The 26,568-nt window shown below is 68.4% G+C and carries 17 protein-coding genes; 9 read left to right on the forward strand and 8 right to left on the reverse strand.

Going from position 1 to position 26,568, the window contains the following annotated elements:
- Positions 1–15: 15 nt before the first annotated feature.
- Positions 16–891 (forward strand): hypothetical protein, encoded by an 876-nt coding sequence (locus ACH34W_RS03820; RefSeq protein ID WP_395959258.1) that lies wholly within the window; start codon positions 16–18, stop codon positions 889–891.
- Here the strand turns inward: ACH34W_RS03820 and fabG are convergent.
- Genes fabG through ACH34W_RS03840 form a run of 4 tightly spaced genes read right to left on the reverse strand, consistent with a single transcriptional unit; the run spans position 843 to position 4,037 of the window.
- Complete coding sequence (gene fabG, locus ACH34W_RS03825; protein ID WP_395959259.1) at positions 843–1,577, reverse strand: 3-oxoacyl-[acyl-carrier-protein] reductase; 735 nt, start codon at positions 1,575–1,577, stop codon at positions 843–845. The genes ACH34W_RS03820 and fabG overlap by 49 nt on opposite strands.
- The gene (locus tag ACH34W_RS03830) at positions 1,574–2,539 is read right to left on the reverse strand and encodes a beta-ketoacyl synthase N-terminal-like domain-containing protein (RefSeq protein ID WP_395959299.1); all 966 of its coding nucleotides are present in this window, start codon (positions 2,537–2,539) and stop codon (positions 1,574–1,576) included. The genes fabG and ACH34W_RS03830 overlap by 4 nt, the downstream gene beginning before the upstream one ends.
- A 5-nt stretch (positions 2,540–2,544) precedes the next feature.
- Positions 2,545–3,765, reverse strand: a complete 1,221-nt coding sequence (locus tag ACH34W_RS03835; RefSeq protein WP_395959260.1) for a beta-ketoacyl-[acyl-carrier-protein] synthase family protein — start codon at positions 3,763–3,765, stop codon at positions 2,545–2,547.
- Positions 3,762–4,037, reverse strand: a complete 276-nt coding sequence (locus ACH34W_RS03840) for an acyl carrier protein (RefSeq protein ID WP_151570725.1) — start codon at positions 4,035–4,037, stop codon at positions 3,762–3,764. Before ACH34W_RS03840 ends, ACH34W_RS03835 begins: the two co-directional genes overlap by 4 nt.
- Positions 4,038–4,196: 159 nt before the next feature.
- Here ACH34W_RS03840 and ACH34W_RS03845 point away from each other — a divergent pair, with 159 nt between their 5' ends.
- The 8 genes from ACH34W_RS03845 to ACH34W_RS03880 all read left to right on the forward strand — a co-directional run bounded on the left by ACH34W_RS03845 (position 4,197) and on the right by ACH34W_RS03880 (position 14,559).
- Positions 4,197–5,213, forward strand: coding sequence for a DMT family transporter (locus ACH34W_RS03845; RefSeq protein WP_395959261.1), 1,017 nt, complete (start codon positions 4,197–4,199; stop codon positions 5,211–5,213).
- Between the two features lie 8 nt (positions 5,214–5,221).
- A complete protein-coding gene (locus ACH34W_RS03850) occupies positions 5,222–5,980 on the forward strand; it encodes a thioesterase II family protein (RefSeq protein WP_395959262.1) in 759 nt (252 codons plus the stop codon).
- A 2-nt stretch (positions 5,981–5,982) separates the two neighbouring features.
- On the forward strand, positions 5,983–6,972 hold the full coding sequence (locus ACH34W_RS03855) for a hypothetical protein (RefSeq protein ID WP_395959263.1): 990 nt from the start codon (positions 5,983–5,985) through the stop codon (positions 6,970–6,972).
- A 45-nt stretch (positions 6,973–7,017) separates the two neighbouring features.
- Entirely contained in the window at positions 7,018–9,237 is a 2,220-nt protein-coding gene (locus tag ACH34W_RS03860) for an iron-containing redox enzyme family protein (protein ID WP_395959264.1), read from the forward strand.
- Entirely contained in the window at positions 9,237–10,418 is a 1,182-nt protein-coding gene (locus ACH34W_RS03865; RefSeq protein WP_395959265.1) for an acyl-CoA dehydrogenase family protein, read from the forward strand. The genes ACH34W_RS03860 and ACH34W_RS03865 overlap by 1 nt, the downstream gene beginning before the upstream one ends.
- Positions 10,419–10,588: 170 nt before the next feature.
- The gene (locus ACH34W_RS03870; protein ID WP_395959266.1) at positions 10,589–12,892 is read left to right on the forward strand and encodes a nitrate- and nitrite sensing domain-containing protein; all 2,304 of its coding nucleotides are present in this window, start codon (positions 10,589–10,591) and stop codon (positions 12,890–12,892) included.
- Between the two features lie 34 nt (positions 12,893–12,926).
- Positions 12,927–13,301, forward strand: coding sequence for a DUF742 domain-containing protein (locus tag ACH34W_RS03875; protein ID WP_395959267.1), 375 nt, complete (start codon positions 12,927–12,929; stop codon positions 13,299–13,301).
- The gene (locus ACH34W_RS03880; protein WP_395959268.1) at positions 13,282–14,559 is read left to right on the forward strand and encodes an ABC transporter substrate-binding protein; all 1,278 of its coding nucleotides are present in this window, start codon (positions 13,282–13,284) and stop codon (positions 14,557–14,559) included. The genes ACH34W_RS03875 and ACH34W_RS03880 overlap by 20 nt, the downstream gene beginning before the upstream one ends.
- Before the next feature lie 43 nt (positions 14,560–14,602).
- Here the strand turns inward: ACH34W_RS03880 and ACH34W_RS03885 are convergent, their stop codons facing one another.
- The 4 genes from ACH34W_RS03885 to ACH34W_RS03900 all read right to left on the reverse strand — a co-directional run bounded on the left by ACH34W_RS03885 (position 14,603) and on the right by ACH34W_RS03900 (position 25,981).
- Entirely contained in the window at positions 14,603–16,087 is a 1,485-nt protein-coding gene (locus ACH34W_RS03885; RefSeq protein WP_395959269.1) for a hypothetical protein, read from the reverse strand.
- A gap of 96 nt (positions 16,088–16,183) precedes the next feature.
- On the reverse strand, positions 16,184–19,921 hold the full coding sequence (locus ACH34W_RS03890; protein WP_395959270.1) for an AAA domain-containing protein: 3,738 nt from the start codon (positions 19,919–19,921) through the stop codon (positions 16,184–16,186).
- Positions 19,921–20,313 carry a hypothetical protein gene (locus tag ACH34W_RS03895; protein ID WP_395959272.1) on the reverse strand — a complete coding sequence of 131 codons (393 nt, stop codon included), beginning with the start codon at positions 20,311–20,313 and terminating at the stop codon, positions 19,921–19,923. Before ACH34W_RS03895 ends, ACH34W_RS03890 begins: the two co-directional genes overlap by 1 nt.
- 133 nt (positions 20,314–20,446) lie before the next feature.
- Positions 20,447–25,981 carry a DUF3320 domain-containing protein gene (locus ACH34W_RS03900; RefSeq protein WP_395959273.1) on the reverse strand — a complete coding sequence of 1,845 codons (5,535 nt, stop codon included), beginning with the start codon at positions 25,979–25,981 and terminating at the stop codon, positions 20,447–20,449.
- Positions 25,982–26,568 lie beyond the last annotated feature (587 nt).

The following is a 26,568-nucleotide window of genomic DNA, read 5'->3' on the forward strand; positions in this document are numbered from 1 at the left end:
GAGGGAGACCGAGCGATGAGTGCCGAACCGGCGGTCGAACGACCCTTGCTCGCAAGGTCGCCACTCGACGAGGTGGAACGGGACCTGCTCCAGGCCCGCACCCTCGTCGAGGCGGCCATGTCCGAACATCGCCGCAGGCTAGCGGCGGCCGCGCTGGTCGATCTGACGGAGGAGAGCGATCCGGCCGGTGACACGCTCCGCACGCTGGCGGCCTCGGCCCGGGAGGAACTCGTCCTGGTGATGGCGGCCGGCGGCTGGGCGGCCGAGGTCCTGCCGGAGCTGGGCGGCCTGCTCAAGGCGGGCGTTCGGGTGCGCATGCTCTGTGCGAAGGACGCCGTGCGCGCGCCCTGGGGCTTCCGTCTGATCGACAAGGCGCAGGCGAACGGCGTGCAGGTCAGGGTGGCCGAGACGGCACTCCAGGAGCTGGTCCTCGTGGACGAACAGGTCGCTGCCGTCCGCACCGGCCCGCACGCCCTCCTCGTCCGTGCCCCGGCCATGGTGCGCGCGCTGCGCGGACTGTTCTCCGGCGCCTGGGAGTCGGCAAGCCCGGCCGACGATCGCCGACTGGGTGAGGACGACGGCTTGGACGGGCTCCAGCTGCGCATACTCGCCCTCCTCAGCGCGGGTTACAAGGACGACGCCGCCGCCCGGCAGCTCGGCCTTTCGGTCCGCACGTACCGCCGCCACGTCGCGGAGATCATGCGGGACGTCGGGGCGGCGTCGCGCTTTCAAGCGGGCGCCCGTGCCGCCGAGCTCGGCCTCCTGCCTCGCGGCGCAGGCAGCGCTCACGGCGCAGGCGGCTCGCACGGTGCCGGGAGCGCTCACGGCACGGGGAGCGGCGGTCAGCCGAGTATGCCGCCGTCGATCTGGAAGACGGCCCCGGTGATGTAGGAGGCGCGGTCCGAGGCCAGGAACCCGACCAGATCCGCCACTTCCTCGGGGCGTCCCATCCGGCCGAGCGGCACCCGGGCCAGGGCCTGCTCACGCACGGATTCCGGCAGCTCCGACGTCATGTCCGTCTCGATGAATCCCGGCGCGACGACGTTCGCCCGGATGCCATAGCGGCCGACCTCCTTGGCGAGCGCGCGGGTGAAACCGATGATCCCCGCCTTGGACGCCGAGTAGTTGGTCTGCGTGGCGTTCCCCTGCACGCCGGCCGCCGACGAGAGCGTGATCACGGAGCCGGACTTGCGTTTCATCATCTCGAAGACGGCCGCGCGGCAGACGTTGTACGTGCCGTTGAGATTGACGTCGAGCACCTGCCCCCAGTCGTCCGCGCCCATCATCGCCAGGGGCCGGTCGCGGACGATCCCCGCCGAGGTGATCACGGTGTCGATGGGGCCCAGTTCGTCGCGTACGGCCTTGAACAGCTCGGTCACGGCACCCGGGTCGGTGACGTCCGCCTGCTGCGAGAACACCCGAGCTCCGGACTCCGCGGCCTTTTTCTCCACCTCCCTGGCGGCCTCGGCCCCCGAGCGATAGCAGAACGCCACGTCGTGGCCGTCCTCGGCGAGCCGCAGCACGATTGCAGCCCCGATACCCCGGGACCCTCCACTCACCAGCGCCACACCGCTCATCGCGTTCCCTCTCCCCTTAGCCCCAGCAACGCGCACCCAACGACCCCGTCCCGGTCCACAGCGGTCACCAAGGCAGTGCCGTCGCGCCGTTCCGCCTCCGCGAGTGCGAGCACCGCGGCGATCCCGAACGCCGACGACGCGGCGAAGGTGTCGCCGATCAGATCCGTGACGCACAGCCGCTTGGCGGCGAGGCCGTCGAGATCCTCGGCGTCGCCTTCGCCTTCGCCACCCGACCCGACGACGAGCCAGAGCGTTTCGGGTCCCACGCCCGACGACGCGAACGCGCGATCGACGCAACGCCGCAGCACGCCACCGGCCTGGCTCATGTCGGCGCACACTCCGAATTCAACGGCCAAGACCTCTGCCTGCCCCGGCCCGTCCCGTTCGAGCAGGAACATCGCGCAGCCCTCACCCAGAGGCGACGACGCGTCTTCCAATTCCAGCCAGGATCGTTCCTCCGACAACTCCTCGGTCGCCCCGCAGAGCACGGCGCCGGTGGCCCGCCCGGAGCGATGGAGCCGCCGGGCGTAGTTGAGGGCCAGCAGCCCTGTCGCGCGTCCTCCCGAGACCGTCGCGTTCGGCCCCTTCAGCGTGTGCCAGATCGCGCATTGGGCCGCCGCGCAGTTGAGGACCGCGTTCGGGAATCGCCCCGCGTCGACGTAGAACGGCTTCTCCTCCGTCAGCGTGTCACGGGCGAAGTCCATGCTGCTCTTCACGCTGCTGACGTTCGTGCCAAGGACGAGAGCCGTCTCTCTCCCAAGTCCCTCGACCAGCGGCTTCGCGGCGGCGACGGCGAGCGCGGTCACCCGGTCCATGGTGCGGGTGCCCTTCCGCCCGAGCACCTCGCGGATGTCAAAACCCGGCACCCCGCACTCCGCAGGCCGCCGGCCACCTTGGACGCCCGCCGCGAACGCCGCTCTGTCCAGCCCGAACGGAGAGATCGCCGACCAGGCCGAGATCATTGTGGTCACGTCGCCACCGCCTCCGCTTCGTACCGCCCGAGGAGGAGGATCGCGTTGTTGCCGCCGAACGCCAGCGCGTTGTTCTGCACGACCCGCAGATCGGCGGGAACGGCGTGGTTGGGCACGCAGTCCAGGCCGCACTCGGGATCGGTCTCGACATGGTTGATCGTCGGCGGGATGAAGCCCTCGGTGAGCGCGACCACACATCCGATCGCGGCCAGGGCGCTCGCGGCGCCCAGGGTGTGCCCGAGCATCGACTTCATCGACACCGTGCGCGGCGGGCTCTCCTCCCCGAAGACCTCCTTGATGGCACGGGACTCCGCGATGTCGTTCGCCTTGGTCGCGGTGCCGTGCGCCGAGATGAATCCGACCTCCTCCGGCTTGACCGCGGCGTCCTTCAGCGCGAGCCTCATGCAGCGCGCCACGCTGCCCGCGTCGGGCGCGACCGGATGGGCGGCGTCGCAGTTCAGGCCGTACCCGAGCACCTCCGCGAGGATCGGCGCGCCCCGTTCCCGCGCCGAGTCCAGGTCTTCCAGCACCATCACGCCGGCGCCCTCGCCGGTCAGCATGCCGCGGCGGCCGCGGTCGAACGGCTGGCAGCGCTCCGGCGCCATCGCGCCGAGCCGGTAGAAACCCGCGAACGTCTTGCGGCACAACGCGTCGGCGCCTCCGCACAGCGCGAAGTCGGCCTCACCCGCCCGTACGACGTCGTAGCCGTAGCCGATCGCGTAGTTGCCGGCCGCGCAGGCCGTCGGGATCGTGACCGCCTCGACATCGGTCAGGCCGAGCTCGTGGGCGATCGAGACCGACAGCCTGCCCGTGTTGATCCGCCGGACGACCGCCGGGTCCAGCCCGTCCGGCCCACCGGCCAGTTCCTGCGCGACGAGCGTGTCGATGTCGCGTGATTCGCCCATGGTGCTGCCGATCGCGACGAGTCCGCGCCGCTCCCGCAGGTCGGGGGCGCCCGCGTGCTCCACGGCCATCCGCGCCGCCGCGACAGCGAGAGCGCTCGTCCGTCCTGCGTCCGCCGGCTCGGCGAAATCGGACACCTCGCACGCGATGTCGTGCTCGAATCCCGTCGTGTCGAAGCTCCGCGCGGGCGCGGCACCGCTCCGCCCGGACCGCAGCCCGTCGGTGAACGCCGCCACGCCGATGCCGATCGGGGACACGACGCCCAGCCCGGTCACGGCCACCCGGCGGGTCATGACGCCCGCTCGGTCGGTCATGATGCCCGCTCGGTCGCCCGCTCCCATCCCGCCACCTCGGCCACCACGGCATACACGCCACTCAGGTTGACCATGCGGATCAGTTCGGCCTCGTCGATCACGACGCCGTACTCCTTCTCCAGCAGCGCCAGGATCTCGATGGTCCCCATCGAGTCCGCGCCGTGGTCCTCCTTGAAGAGGCTGTCGTCGGTGACCTCGTCCGGGTCAAGTTCGAGAATCTCGCACACGATGTCCCGCATCTTCGCCATGCGGTCCTCAGCGGCAGTGGTCATGGCCGAAACGTAAGCGCGGGACCGTGGCCGTCCAACGTGCCTTGCCACTACCTGACAGCCGTTACAGGTTCCTGCCATACCCCCGGAGGAGACCCGCGACGCGGGGTTAACGTGCAGCGACTCACGACGACAGAGGACCAGAGGACTGGTGAGAGCCCTATGACTCAGAACTCCCCGTCAGAGGCATGGGCGGCGCGCGCGGCGATCGGGGCCGCGGCCGTCACGATGGTGCTCTGGGCTTCGGCCTTCGTGTCCATCCGCAGTGCGGCCCCGCACTTCTCGCCGGGCGCGCTGGCGCTGGGCCGGTTGCTCGTCGGCGTGGCCGTGCTGGCCGCCATCATGGGCCTGCGCCGCGAAGGACTGCCGCCCAGGGCCGCGTGGCCGGGCATCGTGATCTCCGGGTTGCTGTGGTTCGGCCTCTACATGGTCGCCCTGAACTGGGGCGAGGAGGAAGTCGACGCCGGAACGGCCGCGCTGCTGATCGGCATCGGTCCCATCCTGATCGCGCTGCTGAGCGGTTACCTCCTCAAGGAGGGCTTCCCCTCCCGGTTGCTGGCCGGGATGGCGGTGTCGTTCGGGGGCGCGGCGGTGGTCGGATTCGCGACCGCCGACTCCGGCGACGAGTCCTCGGTCCTCGGCGTGCTGCTCTGCCTGGTCGCGGCGCTCGGGTTCGCCGGGGGAGTGGTGAGCCAGAAGTACGCGCTCAAGCACGCCACGCCCTTGCAGGCCACGACGTTCGGCTGCGCGGTCGCGACCGTCGCGACGTTGCCGTTCTCCTACCAGCTGGTGACGCAGGTGGCGGACGCCCCGGCACAGGCGACGCTGAACATGATCTATCTGGGTGCGTTCCCGACCGCGCTCGCGTTCACCACCTGGGCGTACGCGCTCTCGAAGCTCAGCGCGGGCAACCTGAGCGCCACCACCTACGCGGTGCCCGCCCTCGCGATCGGGATCTCCTGGATCTTCCTCGGTGAGGTGCCCACGCTGCTGGCCTTCATCGGCGGTGCGCTCTGCCTGGCCGGTGTGGCCGTCTCCCGGAGCAAGCCGCGCTCCCGCGCCGCCACGCCTTCGGCCCCGGCCGCGGGCACACCCGCTGACGCCGATGCCGCGCCCGCTGACGCCGATGCCGCGCCCGCTCCGGCGACCGGGCCCGCTCCGGCGACGGGCCAAAGGTGACGCCGGAGATGGCGGACGATCGCTGGTTGCTGGAACCGGAGGCGGCGGCGCCGCCTCCGGTGCGGATCTACTGCTTCCCGCCTGCGGGCGGTGATCCGCGGGCCTTCCTGGAATGGCAGCCGCTCCTCGGCGCCGACGCGCAGATCACGGCGGTCTGCCTGCCGGGACGATGGCACCGGGCCGAAGAGCCCCCACCGGCATCCCTCGCCGCAGTCGCCGACACGGTCGCGGCAGAGATCACGGACACGGCTGACCGGCCGTACCTCCTCTTTGGCCACAGCATGGGCGCGATCATGGCGTTCGAGGTGGCGCGCCGCCTGAGTCCCGGAAGCCTTCGGCATCTGGTCGTCTCCGGTTGCACTGCGCCGCGCCACAACCCCTCCGCCTACATCACCTGGTCCGACGGCAATCACGGCCAGGTGTTCGCCGAGGCGGCGGCGGAGTTCCTGGGGCTGCCGGACGAGTTCGCCACGGCCGACCGGGAGGTGCAGGATCTCCTGCTCGCCGACCTCCGCGATGACGTGCGGATCTTCGCGGGCTACCACTACGCGGCCGCACCGCCGCTGACCGTTCCCATCTCGGTGATCTGCGGACGGGACGACCCGCACATCGACCGCGCGGGCGTCGAGGACTGGCGGCACGAGAGCGAGGAGGGCGCGCGCCTGCACTGGCCGGAGGGCGACCACTTCTACCTCGACCGGGATCCGGCCAAGGTGCTCGACGTGCTGCGCCCGCTCACCGTCGCCGAACACATCGAAGTGATCTAGCCATGAGGGACGACGTGGCCGTTCAGCTCCGGGCGCCTCGCTACGTACTGGGGGAGTACGAAGAGGATCACGCTGCCATCCCCAACCTGGCCGAACGGATCGCGGAGTTCCGCATCTTGCCGAAGCCGAGTTTCTGGGGCTGGGGCAACGTCCGCCGGACCGAGAAGGGCGTCGCGGCGATGGCCGTCGAGACCGGGACGGCGACCCTGCGCGCCGCCGGGCTCGATCCCGCCGCCGTGGACGCGCTCGTGCTCTGCTCGACCCGGCTCCCGGCGGACACCCGGGACCACGGGCGCTTCGTGCAGACGATCATGACCGGCATCGGGCTGGACAACGCCGACTTCACCGGTGTGACGCTGGGCCGGTGCGTGAACCTGCTCGCCGCCCTCCAGGTCGCGGAGGCGATGGTCGCCGGTGGCCGGCATCGGCGGGTGCTGGTCATCACCGCCGACCGCGCCGAGGAGAACGACCGGGTCGAGAAGTTCGCCCTCTTCAGCGACGGCGCCGCGAGCTGCCTGGTGATGGACGCCCGGGAGAGCGGCGCCTGCGCGGGTTCGGGTTCGGTCTCGGGCTCAAGTTCGGTCTCGGATTCGGACGCCGGCGACATGGTCTTCGAGATGGCGGGATGCGCGGCGGTGCACGACATCCACCGGCTCGACTGGTCGAACGAGATCGACTCCGACCTGTCCCGCGAGGTGAACGAGCGGGTGCTCAAGCCGCGCGGCCTGACGGCGGAGGACGTGGCGGGGCTCTGCCACTCCAACATCTTCCGGCCCATCGTCACCCTGAAGGAGATGCAGGCGGGCTTCGTGCCCGCGCAGCTGTACACCGGCAACATCGAGCGGATCGGGCACTGCTTCGCGGCGGACCCGATCATCAACCTCGTGGACCGGGCGGCGGCGGAACCGCTGCTACCCGGCGGCCACTACCTCCTGGCGGCGAGCGTCCCCGGCTCGCGCATCGGTGTCCTGCTCCGCGCCCTCACCACTTGAGCGAAATCACCCCTTGAGCAACATCACTTTGAACGGAGACTCACGATGTCGCTCCCCACCTTCCGGTTGCCGGACCTGCTCACCTCGTTGCCCCTGACGACGTTCGAGTTCAGCCCGGGGGCCGCGGCTGAGGCCACCGCCTTGCTGGATGCCGGTCCCGAGGCGACCTTCCATCGGCTGCTGCGCGATCAGGAGTCGGAGGCGATGTTGCTGGCGGCCCGCCGCATCCTGCACGCCTTCCTGCCGCTGCCCGATGGAGACAGCGGCCAGAACGTGGACGCGGATGACATCGCAGCGGAAGTACGAGCCGTACGCGACGAACTGCAGCCGGCCCTCAACGCCGTCATCGATCTCGACCCCGGCCTCCTCGAGGCGGTGTTGCGCCAGCGCGCTCCCATCGGTCTCGTCGGTGGCTGCTGGCTGGACACTCTCTCCCAGCCCGCAACCCAGCCGTCCGTCATCGTCAACCGCCTTTTCGAGCAGCACTTCGCACTGCGCGGTGAAGGAAAACCGGGCCGATCCGTTCACCGGCGCCGCCGCAGGGCCCTGGAGAACGCCGGGATCCACCTGCCCGCCCTCACCGCAGCCGATTTCCTCGACAAGGCGCAGGCACGCCCGCTGACGACCCTCCACGCGAACTTCTACGTCGCGCTCGGGCGTCTCCCGGCGAGCTTCTTGCCCGAGGTCGTCGGCGTCCACTACGCCTTCCACGCCCTCGGCACCGACGACGTCCTCAACGGCATGGCCGCCGCGCTGCCGGAGAGCCGGCTCCGTGACGTCCTGGCCGAGTACCTCGATCTGACCCGCGAGTCCCCGCAGGGCCCAGCCGAACGGGCCCGGCTGCTGGCGGCGGTGCGCCGCGTCCTCGACCTGGAGCGCGAGCACGTGGCGATGCTCGGCGAGCTCGCTCGCTGGCGTGCCGGGCTGTCGCTGGACGCGCAGGTCGCCGAGATCATCGCGCGGCACGCCCCCTTCGCGGGACGGCTCCACCGGGACATCCGCGTCGCGGGGCGCCCGCTCACCGAGACCTTCGCCGCCCCTGACTTCGACGCCGCGGACTTCCTCACTCGCTTCCGGCGAACGCCCTATCTCAAGCCCCGGCCGGGCGGAGGTTGCCGTTTCCTGGACGCGATCAAGTTCGGCGGGCCGATGTTCGCGATCTTCGATGAGCACGAGTCCGCCGTGCTCACCTCATGGGTCGCTGCCGTCCATGCCGCCGGAGGCGGTGGGGGGTCGGCCGCCGGAGGCGGTGGGGGGCCGGTCGAGCTCCCGGTCAACCGGGTCGGTGACGTTCAGGCCGAGCTGTGGCGCACGGCCGTCGAGGCCAGCGCGCCGCCCGATGTCGTCCACGCCGAGCTCCCGGCGATCGACGACCGCGAGTTCCTCTACCGCCTCGTCAACATCGAGCACTTTCCGAACACTCTGGCCAAGGCCAAGGAGCGTGCCCTCGCGAGCTTCGCCGACGGCGACGTCCTCCTCATCCACGGCGCTGCGGGTCGCTACACCGACGCGAGCCAGTTCGACTACACGCCCGAAGCCTTGCGCGAACGAGTCGAGGCGATCTACTGGGACAAACTCGTCAACCCGTACGAGCCGCTTTCTGAGATCCCCGACCGCGAGCAGGTCGTCTTCCACCAGAAGACGATGGCGCTCGGCAATCTGATCGAGGCCGCGTGGGCGCATCGCTGCGGCAACACCGGTCATGACCTGCGGCGCAGCGACGAGCTCATGTTCGCGATCTATGCGGACGAGATGGGCCGCGGCGAGGTCCGCAAGAACCACATCACCCTGATCCACCAGGTCCTGGAGAGCATGTCGATCGGCCTGCCGCACGTCCGGGACGCCGCGTTCAAGGAGCAGGAGGAACTCCCGGACAGCCACTACTTCTTCGCGATCAACCAGCTCTGCCTGGGGTTGTTCCCGGACTCGTTCTACTGCGAGATCCTCGGCTACAACCTCGCGATCGAGATGTACGGGCTCGGCGAGCTGCGCATGCACGAGATCGAGAAGCTGCGCGCGCACGGTTTCGACATCGCCTATGAGGAAGCCCATCTGTCCATCGACAACGTCTCGACCGGCCACACGCGCCAGGCCGTGGACGTGATCACGACCTATCTGGACGAGGTGGAACGCGACCACGGGGCCGCCGCGGCGCAGGAGGAATGGCGGCGGATATGGCGCGGGTACGCGTCGTTCGCCTTCTTCACCGAGCACCAGCTCATCGCCTCGCTGCGGGAGAAGGCCGAAGCGGAGCTGGTGATCTGATGACGTTCCCCTTCGACGAGGAGATCCTGTCCCTCCCGTTCTACGAGGAACGGCACCGGGCGCTGGCCGGGCAGATCGCCGCCTGGACCACGGCGCACTCCGGCCTCTGGAGGGACGTCGAGGCCGAAGACGATCCGGAGAAGACAGAGCTGAGCATCATCAGGGCGCTCGGCGAGGACGGCTGGTTCGCCTTCCTCAACGAGAGCGAGGCACCGGACTTCCGATCGCTCTGCCTCCGCCGCGAAGGGCTCGCCTACGCCGACGACCTCGCGGACTACGCGTTCTCCATCCAGGCTCTCGCCGCGACGCCCATCCTCCGCCACGCCTCGGCCGCCCAGCGCGAGCGTTACCTGCCGGGCCTGGCCGACGCCTCGCAAGTGGCCGCGTTCGCGCTCTCCGAGGAGCAGGCCGGCTCCGACATCGCGGCGCTGCAACTGCGCGCCGACCGCGTGGGCAACGGATATGTGCTCAACGGCCGTAAGGCCTGGGTCGCCAACGGCGGGATCGCCGACCTCTACACCGTGATCGCCCGTACCGGTGAAGGTCCCGGGGCCCTCGGCTTGACGGCCTTCCTCGTTCCCGCGACGACGCCCGGGCTGCAGGTCCACGACCGCATCCGGACGATCGCTCCGCGCGCGTTCGCGAACCTGACCTTCGAGGACTGCAGGCTCCCGGCGGACAGCGTGCTCGGCCGCCCAGGCCACGGCTTCGTGGTCGCGGTGGAGGTGCTCGACCGCTTCCGCATGACCGTGGGGGCAGCCGCGCTGGGCTTTGCCCGCCGCGCCATGGACGCCGCGCTCGGGCGGGCCGCGGAGCGCCCGATCTACGACGGCCGCCTGCTCGACCTGCCGACCGTCCGCGCCACGCTGGCCGACATGGAGGTCAAGCTCAACGCCGCCGCGCTGCTCGTCGCCCGCGCCGCCTGGGAGCTCGACCACGGACGCCGCCGGTTCGCCAAACATTCGAGCATCGCGAAGCTCTATGCCACCGAGTCCGCCCAAGATATCGTTGACGCCGCCGTGCAGATCCACGGCGCGGCGGGACTGATCGCGGACTCGCCGACAGGACGGCTCTACCGGCAGATCCGCTCGTTGCGCATCTACGAAGGGACGTCGGAGATCCAGCGGACGGTCATCGCCCAGTCCCTGGACCTCACTCGGGTCGGCCGGACGGCACCATGACCGGTTGTTAGGCACGTCATCGATGGTGTCGGGGAAGTAACAATTGCCCGACCTAACCTGGATTCTTCCTTCGTGTCGCAAAGGTCAGGAGTAATGTCCCGCTACTGATGTGATCCACGTCATACGCTCACATCGCCTTTTTGATCTTTCGCCGGGGACACGAGGGCCGGATGACCAGAAGAGCGCATTCGATCCAAACAAAGATCATCATTCTGCTGATCGCGCCGATCACGGCGCTGGTCGTGCTCTGGGCCTACGCCGCGACGGTCACGCTCCGGGACAGCCTGCGGCTGGTGCGGGCCGGCACGTTCGACAGCAAGGTGGTCACGCCCACGACCGAGCTGATCGCCGCGCTGCAGGACGAGCGGCGGATGTCGGTGGCGCACCTCGGTGACGACGCCACGATCGGCCGGGCCGGGCTGGATGCGCAACGGGCCAAGACCAACCGCGTCGCGGGCGTCTTCCGCGCCTCGGCGAGCGACGGGGACGTCCGCGGCGCCACCACGGCCGACGCCTGGCGGCAGATGGCCACGGTCGTGCGGCTGCTCGGGCAGCTCGACGACCTGCGCACGCAGGTCGACAAGGAGGACATCGACCGCACGCAGGCCCTCGGCCGGTTCAACGAGATGATCGACAAGGCCTCGGTGATCTTCGACGAGGTGTATCCGGACGACCGCGAACTCGTCCGCGACGCCCGTGTGCTGGTCGCGCTGGACCGTGCCCGAGAGAATCTCGCGCGCGAGGACGCTCTGGTGACCGGGGCGCTCGCCGCGGGCAAGCTGGCCGACGTCGAGTACCTGCAGTTCATGCGGACGGTCGGCGCGCACCGCTTCATGTTCGAGGAGGCCGCGCGGTCGCTGCCCCCCGAGGCCCAGATCCGCTACCGGCAGATCATCACCGGCAAGGAGCACGCGCGCTTCCGCCAGCTCGAGGATCGCCTGATGACGCTGGGGCGCACCGGCAAGCGCCCGCCCGTGGACGCCGGCGCGTGGCGCACGACCACCGAGTCCGTCAGCGCGCAGCTGGCCGGCCTCACCTCGGACCTGCGCGCCCGCAACACGCAGGAGGCCAAGGACCAGGCGACCGGCGTGCTCGTCCGGCTGGCGCTGGCGGGCGGCCTGGGGCTGCTCGCGATCGCCATCTCGCTCGTCGTCGCGTTCCGGGTCGGCCGCCGGATGATCCGCGAGAGCCGTAACGTCGCCGCCTCGATGCACGCGTTCACCAGCGAACGGCTCCCGCGCATCAGCGAGCTCGCGCGCACCGGCCAGGAGGTGACCGACGACGCGCCCGACGCCGACTTCACGATCAGCGAGATCAACCAGATCGACAGCGCGTTCACCGAGGCCCGCCGCGCGGTCGTGCGGGCGGGCGCCAGCGAGGCGATGGCGCACCAGCGGCTCGGCGAGATCCTGATCAACCTGGCCCGCCGCAACCAGGCGCTCCTGCAGCGGCTGCTCGGCATGCTCGAGACCATGCAGCGGCACGTGGAGGACCCCGACCAGCTGGAACGGCTGTACGAGCTGGACCACATCGCGACCCGCATGCGCCGCCACGCCGAGGGCCTGGTCATCCTGTCGGGGCGGCCCGCCGGGCGGACCTGGCGCCGGCCCGTCCGGCTCATCGACGTGGCCCGCGCCGCGACCGCCGAGGTCGAGGACTACACGCGCGTCGAGGTGATCGCGATGCCGCGGATCGCCATCCACGGCCGGGCCGTCGCCGACGTCATCCACCTGCTGGCCGAACTGATCGAGAACGCGCTCTCGTACTCGCCGTCGGAGACGATGGTGCGGGTGACCGGCCAGCCCGCCGCCCACGGGTTCGTCTTCGAGATCGAGGACCGCGGCCTCGGCATCCCGCCCGAGACCCTGGTCGAGATCAACGAACGGCTCCGCAAACCCTCGGCCCTCGACTTCCAGGACAGCGCGCGCCTGGGCTTCTCGGTCGTCACCCGGCTCGCCGAACGGCACGACATCAAGGTCACGCTGCGCGGCTCGCCGTACGGGGGCGTTCTCGCCATCGTCCTCGTCCCCAGCAACCTCCTCGCGGAGACCACCGCCGGAGCGCTGCCCGGTGGGCCGGAACAGCCCGATCCGCCGATGCCCACACCGCCGCCCGCGACCACGACCGCCACCGTCGTCGCCCATCCGGCGACCCTCGGCACCGCCCCTCCCGAGGGCTCCGCCACTCCCGGGAGGTCCGCCCGTCCCGGGGGCTCCGCCCCTCCCGGGGGGTCCGCTGTCTCGCTCCCAAGCCGCCGGCGGCAGGCGAACCTCGCCCCCCAGCTCCGCCGGGACGCCAGAGCCGAGGCCTATACGGACGCGCAACCTCCCGACGAGGGCGGGGCGCCGCCGTCCCCGGAACGATCCCGTTCGCTGATGGCGGCCATGCAGCAAGGCTGGCAGCGCGGCCGGGCCGAGCCCGGCCGTCCCCCGGCCGAGCGCCCCGGCGGGGACGGGACGGCGAACGATGAATGAACGGCGGCACGACGGCCGAGCGGCGAGGTGACAGATGGCCGGCCCGGATGACGAACTGTGGGTCGATGACGCGGCGGGGCCGGTCGTCCGGCCTTTCGCCGTGGCCAGGGGGCGGACGCGCCACGCGCACAAGGGGCTGGATCTCATCGCGGTGGTCGTGACCGCCGAGGTGGCCATGCCGGATCCCCGGACGCTGACGCCCGAGGACGAGGCGATCCTGGAGCTCTGCGTCCGCCCGCAGTCGGTGGCGGACGTGGCCGCCGCGCTCGCGCTGCCGCTCGGGCTGGTGCGCGTGCTGCTGAGCGACCTGTCCGATCGCCGCCTGGTCGCCATCCAGCGCCCGGCCACCACAGCGTTCCCCGACCACCGTCTACTCAAGGAAGTGATCGATGGACTCCGTGCGCTCTAGGCTCATGGCCCTGGCCGGCACCGCGCTCGTCACGGCGGCGCTGACCGGCTGCGCCGGATCGTCGGACGCGCACGACTCCGGCCCGGGAGTGACCAAGGAGCCCTGCCCGAACGCCGTCAACAAGAAGAACGGCTGCATCTACCTCGGGATCATCTCCGATCTCACCAGCGGCCCGTTCAAGGCGCTCGGCGCGCCCATGACCACCGCCGAGCAGAAGTTCTGGCACCGGGTCAACCAGCAGGGCGGGATCAAGGGCTACGACATCGACGTCGTCACCTACGTCCGCGACAACAGGTACGACATCGAGGTGCACCGCCGCGCCCACAACGAGATCAAGGGCAAGGTGCTCGCCCTGGCCCAGACGCTGGGCTCGCCCATGACCGACGCCATCCTCCCGGACCTCCGCTCGAACAAGATGATCGCGGTGCCGGCGTCCTGGAGCTCCAAGTGGGAGACCGAGGACGTCATCCTCGAGTCGGGCGCCAGCTACTGCTTCGAGTCGATGAACGCCATCGACTACATGGCCCAGCGGAGCAGCATCAAGAAGGTACTGTCCGTCCACTACCCAGGGGACTACGGTGCCGACGCGGCCGCCGGAGCTGAAATCGGCGCGCGCGCCCACGGCCTGACCTTCAGCGACCTCGAGGTCGTCCAGAACGACCCGAGCGACGCCGTCGACGCGATCGTCACGCAGAAACCAGATCTGGTCATCGTCACCACCGGCCCCGCCGACGCCGCGGCCATCGTCGGCGACTCGGTGTCGCGCGGCTTCGACGGCCGGTTCTTCGGCTCGAACCCCACCTGGGACAAGTCCCTCCTCAAGAACACCGCCGCGCCGGCCATGAAGTCGCGTTACCTCCAGACCGCGCCGTGGAAGCCGTTCGCCACCGACTCCCCAGGCCACACGGCCATGCGCGCCGCCCTCGGCTCGGTGGACCCCAACGACAACTTCACCTCGGGCTGGGTCTCGTCCTACCCCCTCAAGGCGGTCCTGCAGAAGGCCGCGGAGAACAAGGACCTGACGCGCGAGGGCCTGCTCGAAGCCGTCAAGCAGACCGCGGTCGTCGACTACGAGGGAATGCTCCCGAGCGCCGCCGGAAACTTCTCCGGCGACGCCAACACGTCCGCGTTCCGCCAGTCCGTCATCAACCGCCCCGACGAGGCCGAGTTCACCGGCATCAAGGTCATCAGCGACTTCTTCGCGGGCCCCACCGCCCGAGCCCACCGCTTCACCGGCACCTGCGCCAAACCCAAATAACCCAGCCCGTTCCAGCACCGGCCTCTCTGACCGGTCCGGGTTTCTACCTTCTGAACGCCTGGCTCAGCTCGTCGAGCTCTTTCCGGAGGATGTCGTCGTCCTCCAGGGAGCCGCCCTGGGCCAGCTTCTGGGGGTCGACGACCTCGTACTCGAGCATCTGCATCGTGCCGCAGCAACGCGACCTGTCCTGCCCGGCCTGCAGACTCGCCGAGTTCCTGTCGTGCACCTCCACCTTGGTGACGTCCCGGCCGTTCCCGATGTAGTTGGCGTCGGTCATCTTCATCTGCCCGCTCATCAGGTCGTCCAGCGGCGTTGCGGCCGTGGTGATCTCGCGCACCGCGAACCGGGCGCGGATGAACGTCCGGTAGGTCGCCGGGTCCTTCCGGTCCGCCGACTTCTTCAGCATTTGGTTGGCTATGTCGACGTACTTGGCGTCGGTCTTCGGGGACGCCACGATGGCGTCGAAGAGCAGCTTGCAGAGCTTGGTCGCGACCTCGATCAGGATGATCGCGGGGTCCTTGGTGCGGCGCTGCCGGTCCAGTTCGAAGGCGTAGATGTCAGCGAGGATGTCGTAGATCGCGCCGGTGAAGACCTGCGAGATCGCGTGTACCTCGTTGCCGACCTCGCTGAGCTTGAGGTCGTTGTCGGCGTTGCGCAGGCCCGGCTGCTTGCCGAGCGCCGTGCCGAACTCCTCGGCCACGGCGGGGAGGAACGACTTGTCGTGCAGGTTGGCCTTGGTCAGCGTCACCAGTGCCTCGGCCTGGTCGGGCTGTGACAACGCCAGGAAGATCGCGGACAGGTCGCCGAACGCCTCGTGCAGGCCGCCGGTCTGCGGCGAGTTGGACGCCGACAGCCAGCCGGGCTTGAGGCCGTCCAGGATCGCGTGGCCCGCCTCGTGCGCCACGATGTCGAACGAGCGGCAGGTGAAGACGAGGTTGGACGGCGGCTGGCCCTGCGGCGTGAAGAAGAAGAACTTCAGTACCTTGGCCGTGCGGCTGTAGAAGGCGTTGGCGTCCAGCCCGGCGCGCGGGAACACGGTGATCCGGTCGGTGTTGCCGTTGGTGTTCCACGCGAAGGGGATGGGCCGGCCGTCGTTGTGCTGCTCGTACATCGCCAGGGTCTGCCGGACGACGGCGAACGTGTGGGCGCAGTCGAACTGCGGCGAATTCGCCGGGAAGATGAAGTCCCCGTTGATGTTGCGGGCCACCGGTGTGACGCCTTGCAACTCGGTCTGGATACGGGCGTCCTTAGGGCCGTTCAGCACGACCGTCGGGAGGAAGGTCAGCCTGACTCCCAGCTCCGTCACCGACGGGTCCTGCTTGTAAATGATGAAGCGATGGCCGGTCACCTGAGGCAGCGGCACCGGTACCTCTCGCTGCACCGGGCGGGCGGCCTCCATGGTGCGCTCGATGCGGAGCTGGTGTGCCAGCCGTTCGGTGCGCGCTTCGGAAACCTCCGTTCTCGCTTGCGACCTCGCCTGCTGAGCTTGGACCTCTTCCTGGCGGATCATCGTCTCCTGGCGGATCATCGTCGACCTCCCTGTAACCGTGCGCAGGACCCCGATGTCCTGCGCCGCCCGTGGTCTACGGTTCGCCAGTCAAGACGGTGAGTCAACAAAGAAAAGTCATGAGTTGCTCCACTTATCCTGTGGTGCCCGGTACAGCTGCCATGCGGGAAGTCGTTCGGCTGTCTGAGCCGCATCGGTGCCGTTCAGCAGGTCCCGGCGTCGCAACATCAGCCGCAGGTGCCGGTCGGCAGCGCTGTCCTGGAGCGGGCCGGGATCCAGCAGGATCGCTGTGTTGTGCTGTGGCCCTCGCACCAGAGCGTCGAGCCGATGGCCGTTGATGGCGCTGCCGAGCTCCACGGTCGAATCTGGACCCCTGCCGGAGAGGGCCTTGAAGAGCCGATCGGAGAGCTCTTGTTGCCCGTCGGTGGTCTCGGGCGTGTCCCAGAGCTTCTCGGGCGTGTCCCAGACCTTCTCGGCCGCGTTCGCCGCCTGCAGTAGATCTGCGGCGATGCCCCCTCGGCCGTGCCACAGGGTGGCGTCGCCGACCATGATCAGGTGGGAGCGGGCGCGGGTAATGGCGACGTTCCACAGGTTGAGCTGCTGTTCGACCCAGCGAATCGACCCGCTTCGCATTCCGTCGGCGGCGACCAGTGAAAAGATCATGACGTCGCGTTCGCCGCCTTGGAAGGTGTGCACCGTTCCCACGCGCACGCGTTCGTTGTCCTGACCCACGCGGTCGCGGACGGCGTCGGCCTGTGCCTTGAACGGAGTGACCACGCCGATGGTGGCCTCCGGTGGCAGGCTGGCGATCAGGTAACGGACCGAGTCCAGCACCTTGCGGAGTTCGTCGTTGTTGACCCACGACGAGCCGGAGGGAGGCCGGGTCGCCCTGCCCGGCACGTCAGACCAGATGATCGCCTGCTTGCCGGGGAGGGCAGGGCGGTTGCGGATATCGGTGAGGACGTTCAGTCGCCCCTGGTAGAACTGCTGGTTCGTGAACATGGCGATGTCCGGGTGACAGCGGAAATGCTCGTCCAGCAGGAAGCTGCCCGCCGTGGAACGTTCGGCGGCGTGGAAGGCCGAGTACCGCCGGAATCCGAGACGGGTCTTCTCCAGCCAGTCTGAGCGCAGCCCGGCCTGCCGCCGGATCATCGCTTCGCGTTCGGCGCTGACCGTGGCGATGTGAGGCAGCTGCATCACGTCGCCGATGATGAGCGCGCGGCGGGCGCGGAACAGCAGCGGGATGACGTGCGGAATGGCGCACTGGCTGGCCTCGTCGATGATGACAAGGTCGAACAAAGCCGGCTCGGGTGGGAAACGGCGCGCGGAGAGGCTCGTGACAGCCCAGCCACGGACGGCCGAGAGTACCTGCTTGACCGCGCGCCAGTCGGACGAGCCGGACTGACGGGCCCGGAGCAACTCGTTGATCAGGTTGCGTCCTCGCCGTACGGACGTTCGTACGGAGCTGTCCAGGAGCGCCGTGGACGCCGTTCGGACGCCTTGCTCGGCCGCGTCCAGCTCAGCCAGCAGGGAGCTGTCATCCGGGTGTCCCGCGGCGCGGGCTCGATCCGCCTGCCAGTCGATCTCGGCGTGCAGGAACCGGGTGACATCGAGGCAACCCGCGACCGTGCCGGACTCGGGTACCGGCATGCCGAGGCGGCCGAAGAAGCGCCTGCGACGCCATTCACCGAGGAACCGGGCTGACACGGCACGCTCGGCCTTGCGCGCCAGCACGTCCAACGGGCCTTGCGAGCCCAGCCGTTCGTGGAGGTCTGAGACCGGGAGACCGAGAGCCCCGGCGTGTTCTTCGCGTGCCGCCCCGGCATGGCGTAGCCGCGCCTCGGTGGTCGCGATGGCGCCGAGGTTCAGACGGGTCCCTTTGAGGACGTCCGCGGCCATCATGTGCTGGGCGCGGGCCGTCTCCACGTTGTGCTGAGGCGGCTCTGTCTTGGCGAGCAGCGCGAGGGTGGCCCCTTCGCTCTCGCGATTCTGGGCCGAGCCGGTGCGAACGAGACTGCCTTCCACGAGTCCGTGGGCTCGGCCGCAGACCTCGTCCACGGCCTGGTTGTTGGTCGAGGCCACCAGCACCGTTTCACCGGAGGCCTGGGCGGTCGCGACCAGGTTGGCGACGAGCTGGCTCTTTCCCGTCCCGGGCGGGCCCGTGGCCACGGTGAGCCGCCTGGTCATGGCGGAGACCATGACCGCCGCTTGGGCCTCGTTGCAGGGCAGCGGAGTCACCAGGTGTACGTCGTGCGGTTGCCGTTGCGGTGGAGGCTCCGAACGTTCTCCAGGGTCGGGGGACAACGCGGCGAGCGCGGTGAGCTTGATCCTGTCCTGCTTGCGGTCGATGTCCTCAAGGTCTTTGAGGAGCTTGGCGGTGGCGCTGATCTTGCGCGGGACGGAGATGAGCACGGCGGCGTTGCGGGCCCCGTCCACTGGCGTGTCGATGTCGATGCGCTCGGCGAGCTGGTCTGGCCGGGGCTCCTGGACGAAGGGCAGCTCGTACTCGTCCATGAGCAGGTGGCGTACGTCGACGGCCATGCGATCGAGTTGTCCGGCGTGCCAGGAGGGCTGGTAGGTCGCGGCGAGTTCCTCGGCGTCCTCGGCGCCCAGCTGTTCCTTGGCGAGCCGCGGGTGGGGGAGAACGGGGCCGTACGGCCGCAGGCGTATCTCGTCGCCGACGTGAACGGGCTCCACCGCGCGAACGAGCAGCGGGGCGAACCTGGGAGCACCCGGACCGCCGGTGCCCGAGCGCGGATTCGTCACCACCACGGGATAGCCCGCCCAGAGCTCGGCCTCATCCTCCATCGCCGCTTGGACCATGTCGGCGGCCTGCGGAGGGGTCGGGACACAATGATCGTCGTCAAGATCTCCTGATAGGAGCCGCTCGGCACCGGTCAGGCACACGTACGAATCATGGTCGGTCACGGACATCAACGGGGGTTCGGCCACGTCCGACATCACACAGTCGCGGTAGTACCCGAGCAGATCGGGCCACGTCGGCCGGCTGCTCGGGGCCTTCAGCGGTTCGGAGGGGCCATGTTGCTGGACGGCCGGTCTTCTGGTGAGCGGTGCGAGCTGAGGCGCGGCGCCCTGGGGACAGGTCGCGATGACGATGCGGTCGTCGACTCCGTGCGCCGACTTCACGGGGATCTGCTTGGCTCCGTTCGCGCGCATCCGCCGGTTCACGTACTCGAAGAGGTCGGCGACGGAGACCTCACCCGTGCCGTCCCGGCCGACCTTGCCCGTGCGCAGTGCCTCGACGAGCTCCGCGGTGAAGGCCGACGGCTCCGCGCCCTCCGGAGTGTCCAGACCGGCGTAGGAGTTCTCCCCGGCTCGCGACGAGGACAGCACGTACACCCCGCGACTCGTCAGCGGGGACTCCTCGCTTGACTTCGCCGAGCGGTCCGCTGTGCGCAGCCCGACGGCGAACCCGCCGCTGCGGCAGGTATCGATCAGAACGACCTTCTGCGGAGCGGCGCACTGCTCGAGGAGTTCGTTGACGAAGCCGGCGCTGACCCCGGTGTCCGCGACGTGTTCGGAGTCGGTGTCCTTTGCGACGAAGTGGAACTCGCCACCGGCCTGTACGAGGCGCGTGCCGTGACCTGACGCGTAGAGCAAGGCCAGTTCGTCCTCGCCGCAGTCGTCCAGGAATTCGCTGATCTCGTAACGCATGTCGTCCGCGGTGAGATCGCAGACGGCCCGCACTGACATGAACGCGCCGATGTTGCGGTGTTCCAGGATCTGCTGCATTTGCCAGACGTCGGCCCGGACTGAGGGCAGTGAGGCGAAACGGGCGTCCTCGTAGTTCTCGATGCCGATGAGCAGCGCTTTCCGGCGGATCGTTCGCGACACTAGGCTCCGCGCTCCCCGTCGTGGCGGTCGAGGAACTCCTTGATCAGCCGTTCCTGCGCCTCGTCCGGCTTCCCGGAGATCGTGATGGAACCGCCCCGATATGTGATCTTGACGCGCCGGTTGCGTTCGCGCGCGCTCCACTCCCGGATCAGAGTCACCATGATCCGCGCTGCCTGCTGCCCGCCGGCGGCGACCGCCGCCCACAACGCCACGTCCCCGTTAAGACCGCCCTTGCTCCCAGGGTCGGCCTGCACGTCGTCCTCGGCGAAACGGACCGCGATGCCCGCTGCCTGCTCCAACGTGTCGTGCAGATCCCGCGTCAGCCGTTCTTGGCGCAACGTGTCGCCGCCCGTGAGGGTTTCCAGTCGCCACTCCAGCAGCGCACGATCCATTCCGCCTCCTCGCTCCGGTGAACGGCATCCGCGGCCGCGATGCCCGAACGAGTCTCCCGCAACAAGGGCTTTACACGCCCTGACTCTGACAAAGGGAAGTGTCCGCTGCTGGCCACGCACAGTCCACAGCCCATCACTCCGGACGGCGAAGGGTGACGCGGTCAGGTAGGCCCTCGACGTGGCCGCCCTTCTGGAGTTCGGACAAGTCCTGCGCGAACGCCCGGTTGATGTCCGCACCGCGGCGTAGCCATCCGAAGAAGCGAGCGGCATGGGTGGTGAGCTCGTCCTGGGAGATTCCCGGGGACTCTCCGATGATCCCGAGCAGAGCCGCCTTCCGCTCCTGAGAAGGAACCTCTCCGACCTTGCGGTACACACCCTCGCTGGGCTCCCGGGCGGTTGTACCTCTGCCTCGAACGGTGATGAATTCGCCGTCGCGCTCCAGTTCGTCGTGGTCATGCATGACGGTGAGCAACGCCTGGTCGAGATTGGCGCGGATCCGCGATCCGACGCGCTCGACTCCCCAGGCCTCGGCGGCGCGCCGGTAGAGCAGCTCCCGATGAATCGGAGCCTCCGCCTCGATCACCTTGCGGAAGATCTCCCAAAGGATCGGCCGCGCCCCTGGCTCATGCATGTCGTGGTAGGGCATGGCTAGTTCGAGGTTCGCCCGGAGATATTTCGATGCCCAGTCGCGACGCCGATTTTCCGCATCGACCGCTTCCATGACCACACGGGCGCCGCCCTGAGGTTCGGATGAACGGCTGGCCGAGGGCGCTGGGACCGCTTCGTCATTCGAACGCTGCTTCGGCGTTGCGGGTGCGTTCGGGGCTACCTCGGGCAGTTCGGGTGACGGTTTATCGGGTGATTCATCAGACACGAGCGGCCGAGTGATCGCCGCTTCGACGGCCTCCCTCAACCGTTGCTGCGCCTCGTGCCTGTGTCGATACCAATCGGTGCCCCAGATGCGGTAGAGCTCCCAGCCGAGGCCGCGCAGGACGTCTTCGCGGAGCCGGTCGCGATCTCGTGCCGCTCTGGAGGAGTGGTACATGGCGCCGTCGCACTCGATGCCCAGTGCGAAGCGGCCCGGTGCCTCAGGGTGCCGCACCGCCAGATCGATGCGATAACCGCCAACGCCCACTTGCGGTTGAACGTCGTAACCCCAGCTGAGCAAGACGTCGAGCACCGACTCTTCGAAGGGACTTTCGGGTTCCGCATTGTCGGCCAGCGGTGACTGTTCCAGGACGGCCGCGCCGCGTTCGGCGTAATCCAGATAGCGTTTGAAGTGGTTGCGGCTTGTGTTGTCGCCTTCTCGGATGTCATCCCCCGAGATGGACGAGACCACCTCCACCCGGTGGCGCGCCCGGGTGACCGCGACGTTAAGGCGGCGCCACCCGTTCTTCCGGTTGAGGGGCCCGAACGCCATCGTGAGCTTGCCGCTCTCATCCGGTCCGTACCCGACCGACAGGATGATCACATCACGTTCGTCGCCCTGAACGGTCTCCAGGTTCTTGACGAAGAACCCGCTGAGCCGATCCTCGGAAAGGAACTCCTCGAGCTCAGGTCGTTCGGCGAGAAGGTCATCGACGGCATCCTCGATGGCGCGGGCCTGACTGCCCGACATGGCCACGACTCCGAGGCTCAATTCCGGCCGTGTCCTGGAGTGGTGCAGCACTCGTTCGGCGACGGCTCTTGCCTCGATCGGATTGGTCCGGCTCCGGCCGCGTTCATACACACCCGGCACCTTGGTGAACGTGACGCCGACGTTGTCTCCGGCCTCCCGGGAGCCGGGAAACGTGACAAGCCGGTTCCCATAGAACTGATTGTTGCTGAAGGCGATGAGTCCTTCATGGCGGCTGCGGTAGTGCCAGTTCAGCGAGAGGCTGCGGATCAGCCCAGCGGCCTTGCACATGTCCAGCAGCGAATCGAAGGAGTCTGGGGCATCTTCGTCGTATTCGTCATCGTCAGTGTCGTCGGACTGCGCAAAGAAATCCGTGGGCGGCAACTGTTTCTGGTCGCCGGCGACGATGAGGGTGTCACCCCGGTAGACACAGTTGATTGCATCCTGGGGGAGCACCTGGGACGCCTCATCGAATATCACGACGTCGAAGTGATAACCCGGTGGGAGGAACTGGCTCACGGTGAGCGGGCTCATCATGAAGCACGGTTTGACGAGCGGGACGACGTCCGCCGCCTTGCCCAACAGCGTGCGCACGGGCATGTGCCGGGACTTCTTGTTGGCTTCACGCTGGATATCCGCGGCCTGTCCGATGTTGGGGTTAGGTCGACGAGCGTTGCACGCCTCGATGACCTGGGCGTGTGCATTCGCGACCAGCGCCTCGTCGAGCATCCGGAACTCGGACACCAGCTTGTCGTGATGGACGGCCCTTACCGGAGAGAGACGCGAGTCGGCAACCATGACGCCCTCGATCCATGCTTCGAGAAGCGCGCGTTCGACTACATCCTTGAAGCGGGCGCCTTCAATACCTTGGCCCGCTGCCCGGTCGATCAAATCCGGCTGGCCGTGCTGGCGGAGGGTATCGGCGGCCTCCTGAAAAGACCGCCACTCGTCCGGTCCCGACTCGTCGGCCGCGAGTTCCGACGTCAGCCGGCGGAACTCCTCCGCCGTGCCGGTGATACGGCTGTGCAACTCACGCTGACGAGTGTTGTCGAAGCGTTCGACGAAGTCCGTGACAGCCGCTCGGAAGGAGTCCCAGAGCTTCCTGAGCTCATCGTCTTTCTCGGCGCGTAGCAGCGCCTGCGCGGCGCTTTCGGGCATGCTCCGGTCGTCAGGACGGACGATGGAGGTCCATTCGAACGCCTTGTAGAGCGTGGCTGGATCGGTCTCCAGCCCGGCGTAGAGCGAGCCGAGTAGCCGTTCATCTTCTGCGCCCTGGTCGTGGAAGACCTGGCGTTCGTCACGCAGGGCGGACACCCGTTTGATGATGTCTCGGGCCTGGCCAAGCGTGAGGCGCCGCTCGACGATATGTGCGGACTCGATCTTCGTGATGAGGTCCACGGCGGCTCGTAGAGCAGGAATGTGTGCCTCATACCATGCTGCGGCCTGCGTCAACGTGGCCTGCGCGAGCCTTGGCCGGCCTCCGATGTGCGGCGCGGGAACCAGGGAGGCACGCCATTGGGTGAGCCGTGCCCGGACGTTGTCAGCCGCCTCGCAGATACCTTTATCCGGTGTGCCGTCGGCTGAGATCTGCATAGCGAACGTGGTGGGATCCACTGTCCGCGGAGCAAGCGCCGCAACCCGTTCGGCGGTGTTAAGCACGCCTCTGATCAGCCCGAAGTCGGTTCGGTCTTGTCGCCAGTATCGGCCGAGCGCCGCGCAGTGCAACACGATGGCCTGCCGCAGGGCGTCGGTGGCTTGGTGCCATGCCAGGGCCTGGGGCAGGTGTTCCACTACCGAGCGATTCCACACGCCGGTGACCGTCATTTCGGCGAGCGTGCGCTTGTCAGCCCGGTGTGAACTCGACAGCTTGCCCAGACCATGCGCCTCGCCGAGCCGGCGTACGAGGCCCGGGAAGTCGGGGTAATCGAAGATCCGTTCGGTGAACACCTCTTCTGCGGCAGCACGGGCAGAAGCCAGTGCGGTGAAAGATGCCTCAAGCACACTTACGGCCTGGGTCGCCGCTTCCCGGCCAGATGGAACCAGCCAACCGACCTCGGGCCTGTGGGGTGATCGCGCGATCTCGGTGAGCGAGCAGAGGGCGAGAGCCTGCTCGTACGTCTCGGGGACCGGCACTCCGTACACGGCGGCGATATCGGCCAGGCTTGCCTGCGCCTCCCGCAGCTCTCTGGCCACGGCCTCGAATTCGCCAGCCAGTCCGCGTGCCTTGGTGGCCGTGAGCGGTTCCAACGCGAGACCTTCAGGAGCCATGTCGGTCAGAGCTTGCTCGTCCTCTCCGGCGTGCGTAGGCAGGTCGTGCGGCAAGCGGTCCCAACCTGGGCCGATATCCGAGATCGCGGCCGCTGTGGACCGGCGCAGTCTGTTCAATCGCGTCGTGAAGTCGTCCAGCCCGTTACGTACCACGGCGAGGTCGGACGTGGTCAGCCAGCTCATGGGAATCGGTGGCCGGCCGTCGGTGGCGTCGAGCATCTCGACTAGCTTGCCGGTTGTGCTCAGAGCCTCCCAGCCAAGTGGTCGTGCCAGCTCTGCATGACCGGCGAGCCGCCGGCACAGCGCTTCGCCGCATTCGATGAGAAGACGAAGAGACGCTTGTGGAGAACCGGGTGCGCGTTTCAGGCCACGCCAGGGAAAGTTCGTCTTCTCGGCGATCGGCCGCCACGAGTCGCCCGCCAGTTCCGCGGCGGAAAGAATTTCGAACAGCGCCTCGCCGCTGAGATCGGCAGGCAGTCGTGTTGGCAGCAGCGGGACGTCGGCCAGCAGTCCCACACGACCGAGAACGTCGTGAAGTGTGCGGTTGAGCGGAGGGCGGGTCTCGTTCATGGCTGCCGCATAGCCGGACAGTTGCCGACGCGCTTTTTTCAGACGGCCCCGATCTTCTTCAGTGCTGGCGCGGACGGCGATTGGACGCTGCAGGAGCGAGCCGCCGAGCTCTTGGGCTACTTCCTTGCGCGTGGCGTGGTGGCTGTGCAGGGACAGTAGAAAGGCACCGAGACCGACTGCGTCAAGTCGGTTCCGTACCACGTCCAAGGCGGCGGCCTTCTCGCTCACGAACAAAACGCTGCGCCCTGCGTGGAGGAGAGCCGCGATCATGTTGGATATGGTCTGGCTCTTGCCGGTTCCCGGCGGTCCGTCCATGACGAACGAGCGCCCGTCCAATGCCGCAGCGATGCACTGGCGCTGGGAAGAATCCGCATCGAGGACGAGCGGTATTTCCTCAGGAGGCTGCACATCATCGATCCGGTCGAGGGGCACCGGGTCGAATGCCAGCGCGTCGTCCGGCAAGCCCGCCTGCGGACCGAGACCGATGGCCTGCACCATCGGATGATCAAGGATCCGCTCTTCGTGGTCGCGCAGATCCCGGTACATCGCCTCCTTGTGTGAGCGGAATGTGGCGAGCACGACGTCTTCGTTCGTCTCCCAGTCAGGCTGCCGGGCGATGGCGTCGCTGACGAGGCTCAGGGTGCTGGACAGGTCCTTCATGTCGTCGGCCGCCGGCCACTCAAGGCCGAGCTCAGCCATCTTGACCGCGAGCGCCGGGTTGGGAGTGACGTCCTCACCGGCCTCGCCGATCAGCCGGAAATCACCGGCACCCACCCGGTCGAGGCGCACGGGAACGAGGAGGAGGGGAGCGGCACTGAAGTTCTCGGCCCCTGGCTCGCGCCATTTCAGGAATCCGACTCCAAGCTGGAGGATCCACAGGCCGGTGTCGTTGAAGACGTGGTTCGAGTCACGGAAGAGCTTGCGCACTGATGCGTCGAGCCGCGGCCGTGTGATCTTCTGAGTGACGATGCCATTGGCGTCATCACCGACAGGCAGATCGGTGTCCTCGGTCTCGTCGTCGGGAAGATCCGCGAATCTCCATCCGAGGTCCAGGCATCCGAGAAGCTCCTCCGTTCCGGGATGTCGGATCTCCAGGGTCGCGGTCCGAGTGTGGCGGAAGTTCAGTAGCCGGTTACGGCCACTGAGATCGATCAGATTGTCGCGCCACCTCCACAGTACGACCTGCAGTTGTGCCCGCGGCAGTTCGCTCCGCATTTGTACTCCCGTCTCCGGCGACAGGACCAATGGCCCCCGCACCCCCGATGAGCCTAATTGTGACAAACGAGATCAGCTGCCGATTGTCTGCTGATGGCCACGGGCAGCCTGCTGTCATGACGACCGTGACATCGGACGCCGTGCCCAGCGAGGAGCACCAAGGGCCGAGATCGTCCGGGTGCAGCCCGCCGTCGGTTCGCGGGAATGCCAGAGACGGCGCAGGCCGCTGAGGACGCGTTGTTCATCGGTAATGAGCCGGACCCTGCGTAGTCCGGGGACACGGACGACGTGAGCTCCCTACTTCGGAGGGCTGTGCTGTGCACATACGGCAGGCGGTGCAACCTGCGTTGAACGCGAGTCGGTCAGAACTACTCAGATTCTCACCTGGACAGCCGATCACAGCGTTCGACCCGCTCGCGATAGCGTCGCGCATGATCTGGTTCCGCCCGTGTGTGGCCAGGGCTCGTCGACATGGCGACATCACTCCTGCGCAGGTCGGCGTGAGCAGCGGCAGTCGTCGGTCAAGCCGACTGCCGCCATGGATCGTCCGAGCGGTTTAACCACTCGGGATCTTTGGGGCGTTCTTT

Source organism: Actinomadura sp. 6N118, from assembly GCF_044326415.1.
GTDB lineage: Bacteria > Actinomycetota > Actinomycetes > Streptosporangiales > Streptosporangiaceae > Spirillospora.

Excerpts from the sequence above, each read along its gene's own strand:
- ACH34W_RS03820 (WP_395959258.1), top strand. The coding sequence starts at position 16 with ATGAGTGCCGAACCGGCGGTCGAACGACCCTTGCTCGCAAGGTCGCCA.
- fabG (WP_395959259.1), bottom strand. The coding sequence starts at position 1,577 with ATGAGCGGTGTGGCGCTGGTGAGTGGAGGGTCCCGGGGTATCGGGGCT.
- ACH34W_RS03830 (WP_395959299.1), bottom strand. The coding sequence starts at position 2,539 with ATGATCTCGGCCTGGTCGGCGATCTCTCCGTTCGGGCTGGACAGAGCG.
- ACH34W_RS03835 (WP_395959260.1), bottom strand. The coding sequence starts at position 3,765 with ATGACCGACCGAGCGGGCGTCATGACCCGCCGGGTGGCCGTGACCGGG.
- ACH34W_RS03840 (WP_151570725.1), bottom strand. The coding sequence starts at position 4,037 with ATGACCACTGCCGCTGAGGACCGCATGGCGAAGATGCGGGACATCGTG.
- ACH34W_RS03845 (WP_395959261.1), top strand. The coding sequence starts at position 4,197 with ATGACTCAGAACTCCCCGTCAGAGGCATGGGCGGCGCGCGCGGCGATC.
- ACH34W_RS03850 (WP_395959262.1), top strand. The coding sequence starts at position 5,222 with ATGGCGGACGATCGCTGGTTGCTGGAACCGGAGGCGGCGGCGCCGCCT.
- ACH34W_RS03855 (WP_395959263.1), top strand. The coding sequence starts at position 5,983 with ATGAGGGACGACGTGGCCGTTCAGCTCCGGGCGCCTCGCTACGTACTG.
- ACH34W_RS03860 (WP_395959264.1), top strand. The coding sequence starts at position 7,018 with ATGTCGCTCCCCACCTTCCGGTTGCCGGACCTGCTCACCTCGTTGCCC.
- ACH34W_RS03865 (WP_395959265.1), top strand. The coding sequence starts at position 9,237 with ATGACGTTCCCCTTCGACGAGGAGATCCTGTCCCTCCCGTTCTACGAG.
- ACH34W_RS03870 (WP_395959266.1), top strand. The coding sequence starts at position 10,589 with ATGACCAGAAGAGCGCATTCGATCCAAACAAAGATCATCATTCTGCTG.
- ACH34W_RS03875 (WP_395959267.1), top strand. The coding sequence starts at position 12,927 with ATGGCCGGCCCGGATGACGAACTGTGGGTCGATGACGCGGCGGGGCCG.
- ACH34W_RS03880 (WP_395959268.1), top strand. The coding sequence starts at position 13,282 with ATGGACTCCGTGCGCTCTAGGCTCATGGCCCTGGCCGGCACCGCGCTC.
- ACH34W_RS03885 (WP_395959269.1), bottom strand. The coding sequence starts at position 16,087 with ATGATCCGCCAGGAGACGATGATCCGCCAGGAAGAGGTCCAAGCTCAG.
- ACH34W_RS03895 (WP_395959272.1), bottom strand. The coding sequence starts at position 20,313 with ATGGATCGTGCGCTGCTGGAGTGGCGACTGGAAACCCTCACGGGCGGC.
- ACH34W_RS03900 (WP_395959273.1), bottom strand. The coding sequence starts at position 25,981 with ATGCGGAGCGAACTGCCGCGGGCACAACTGCAGGTCGTACTGTGGAGG.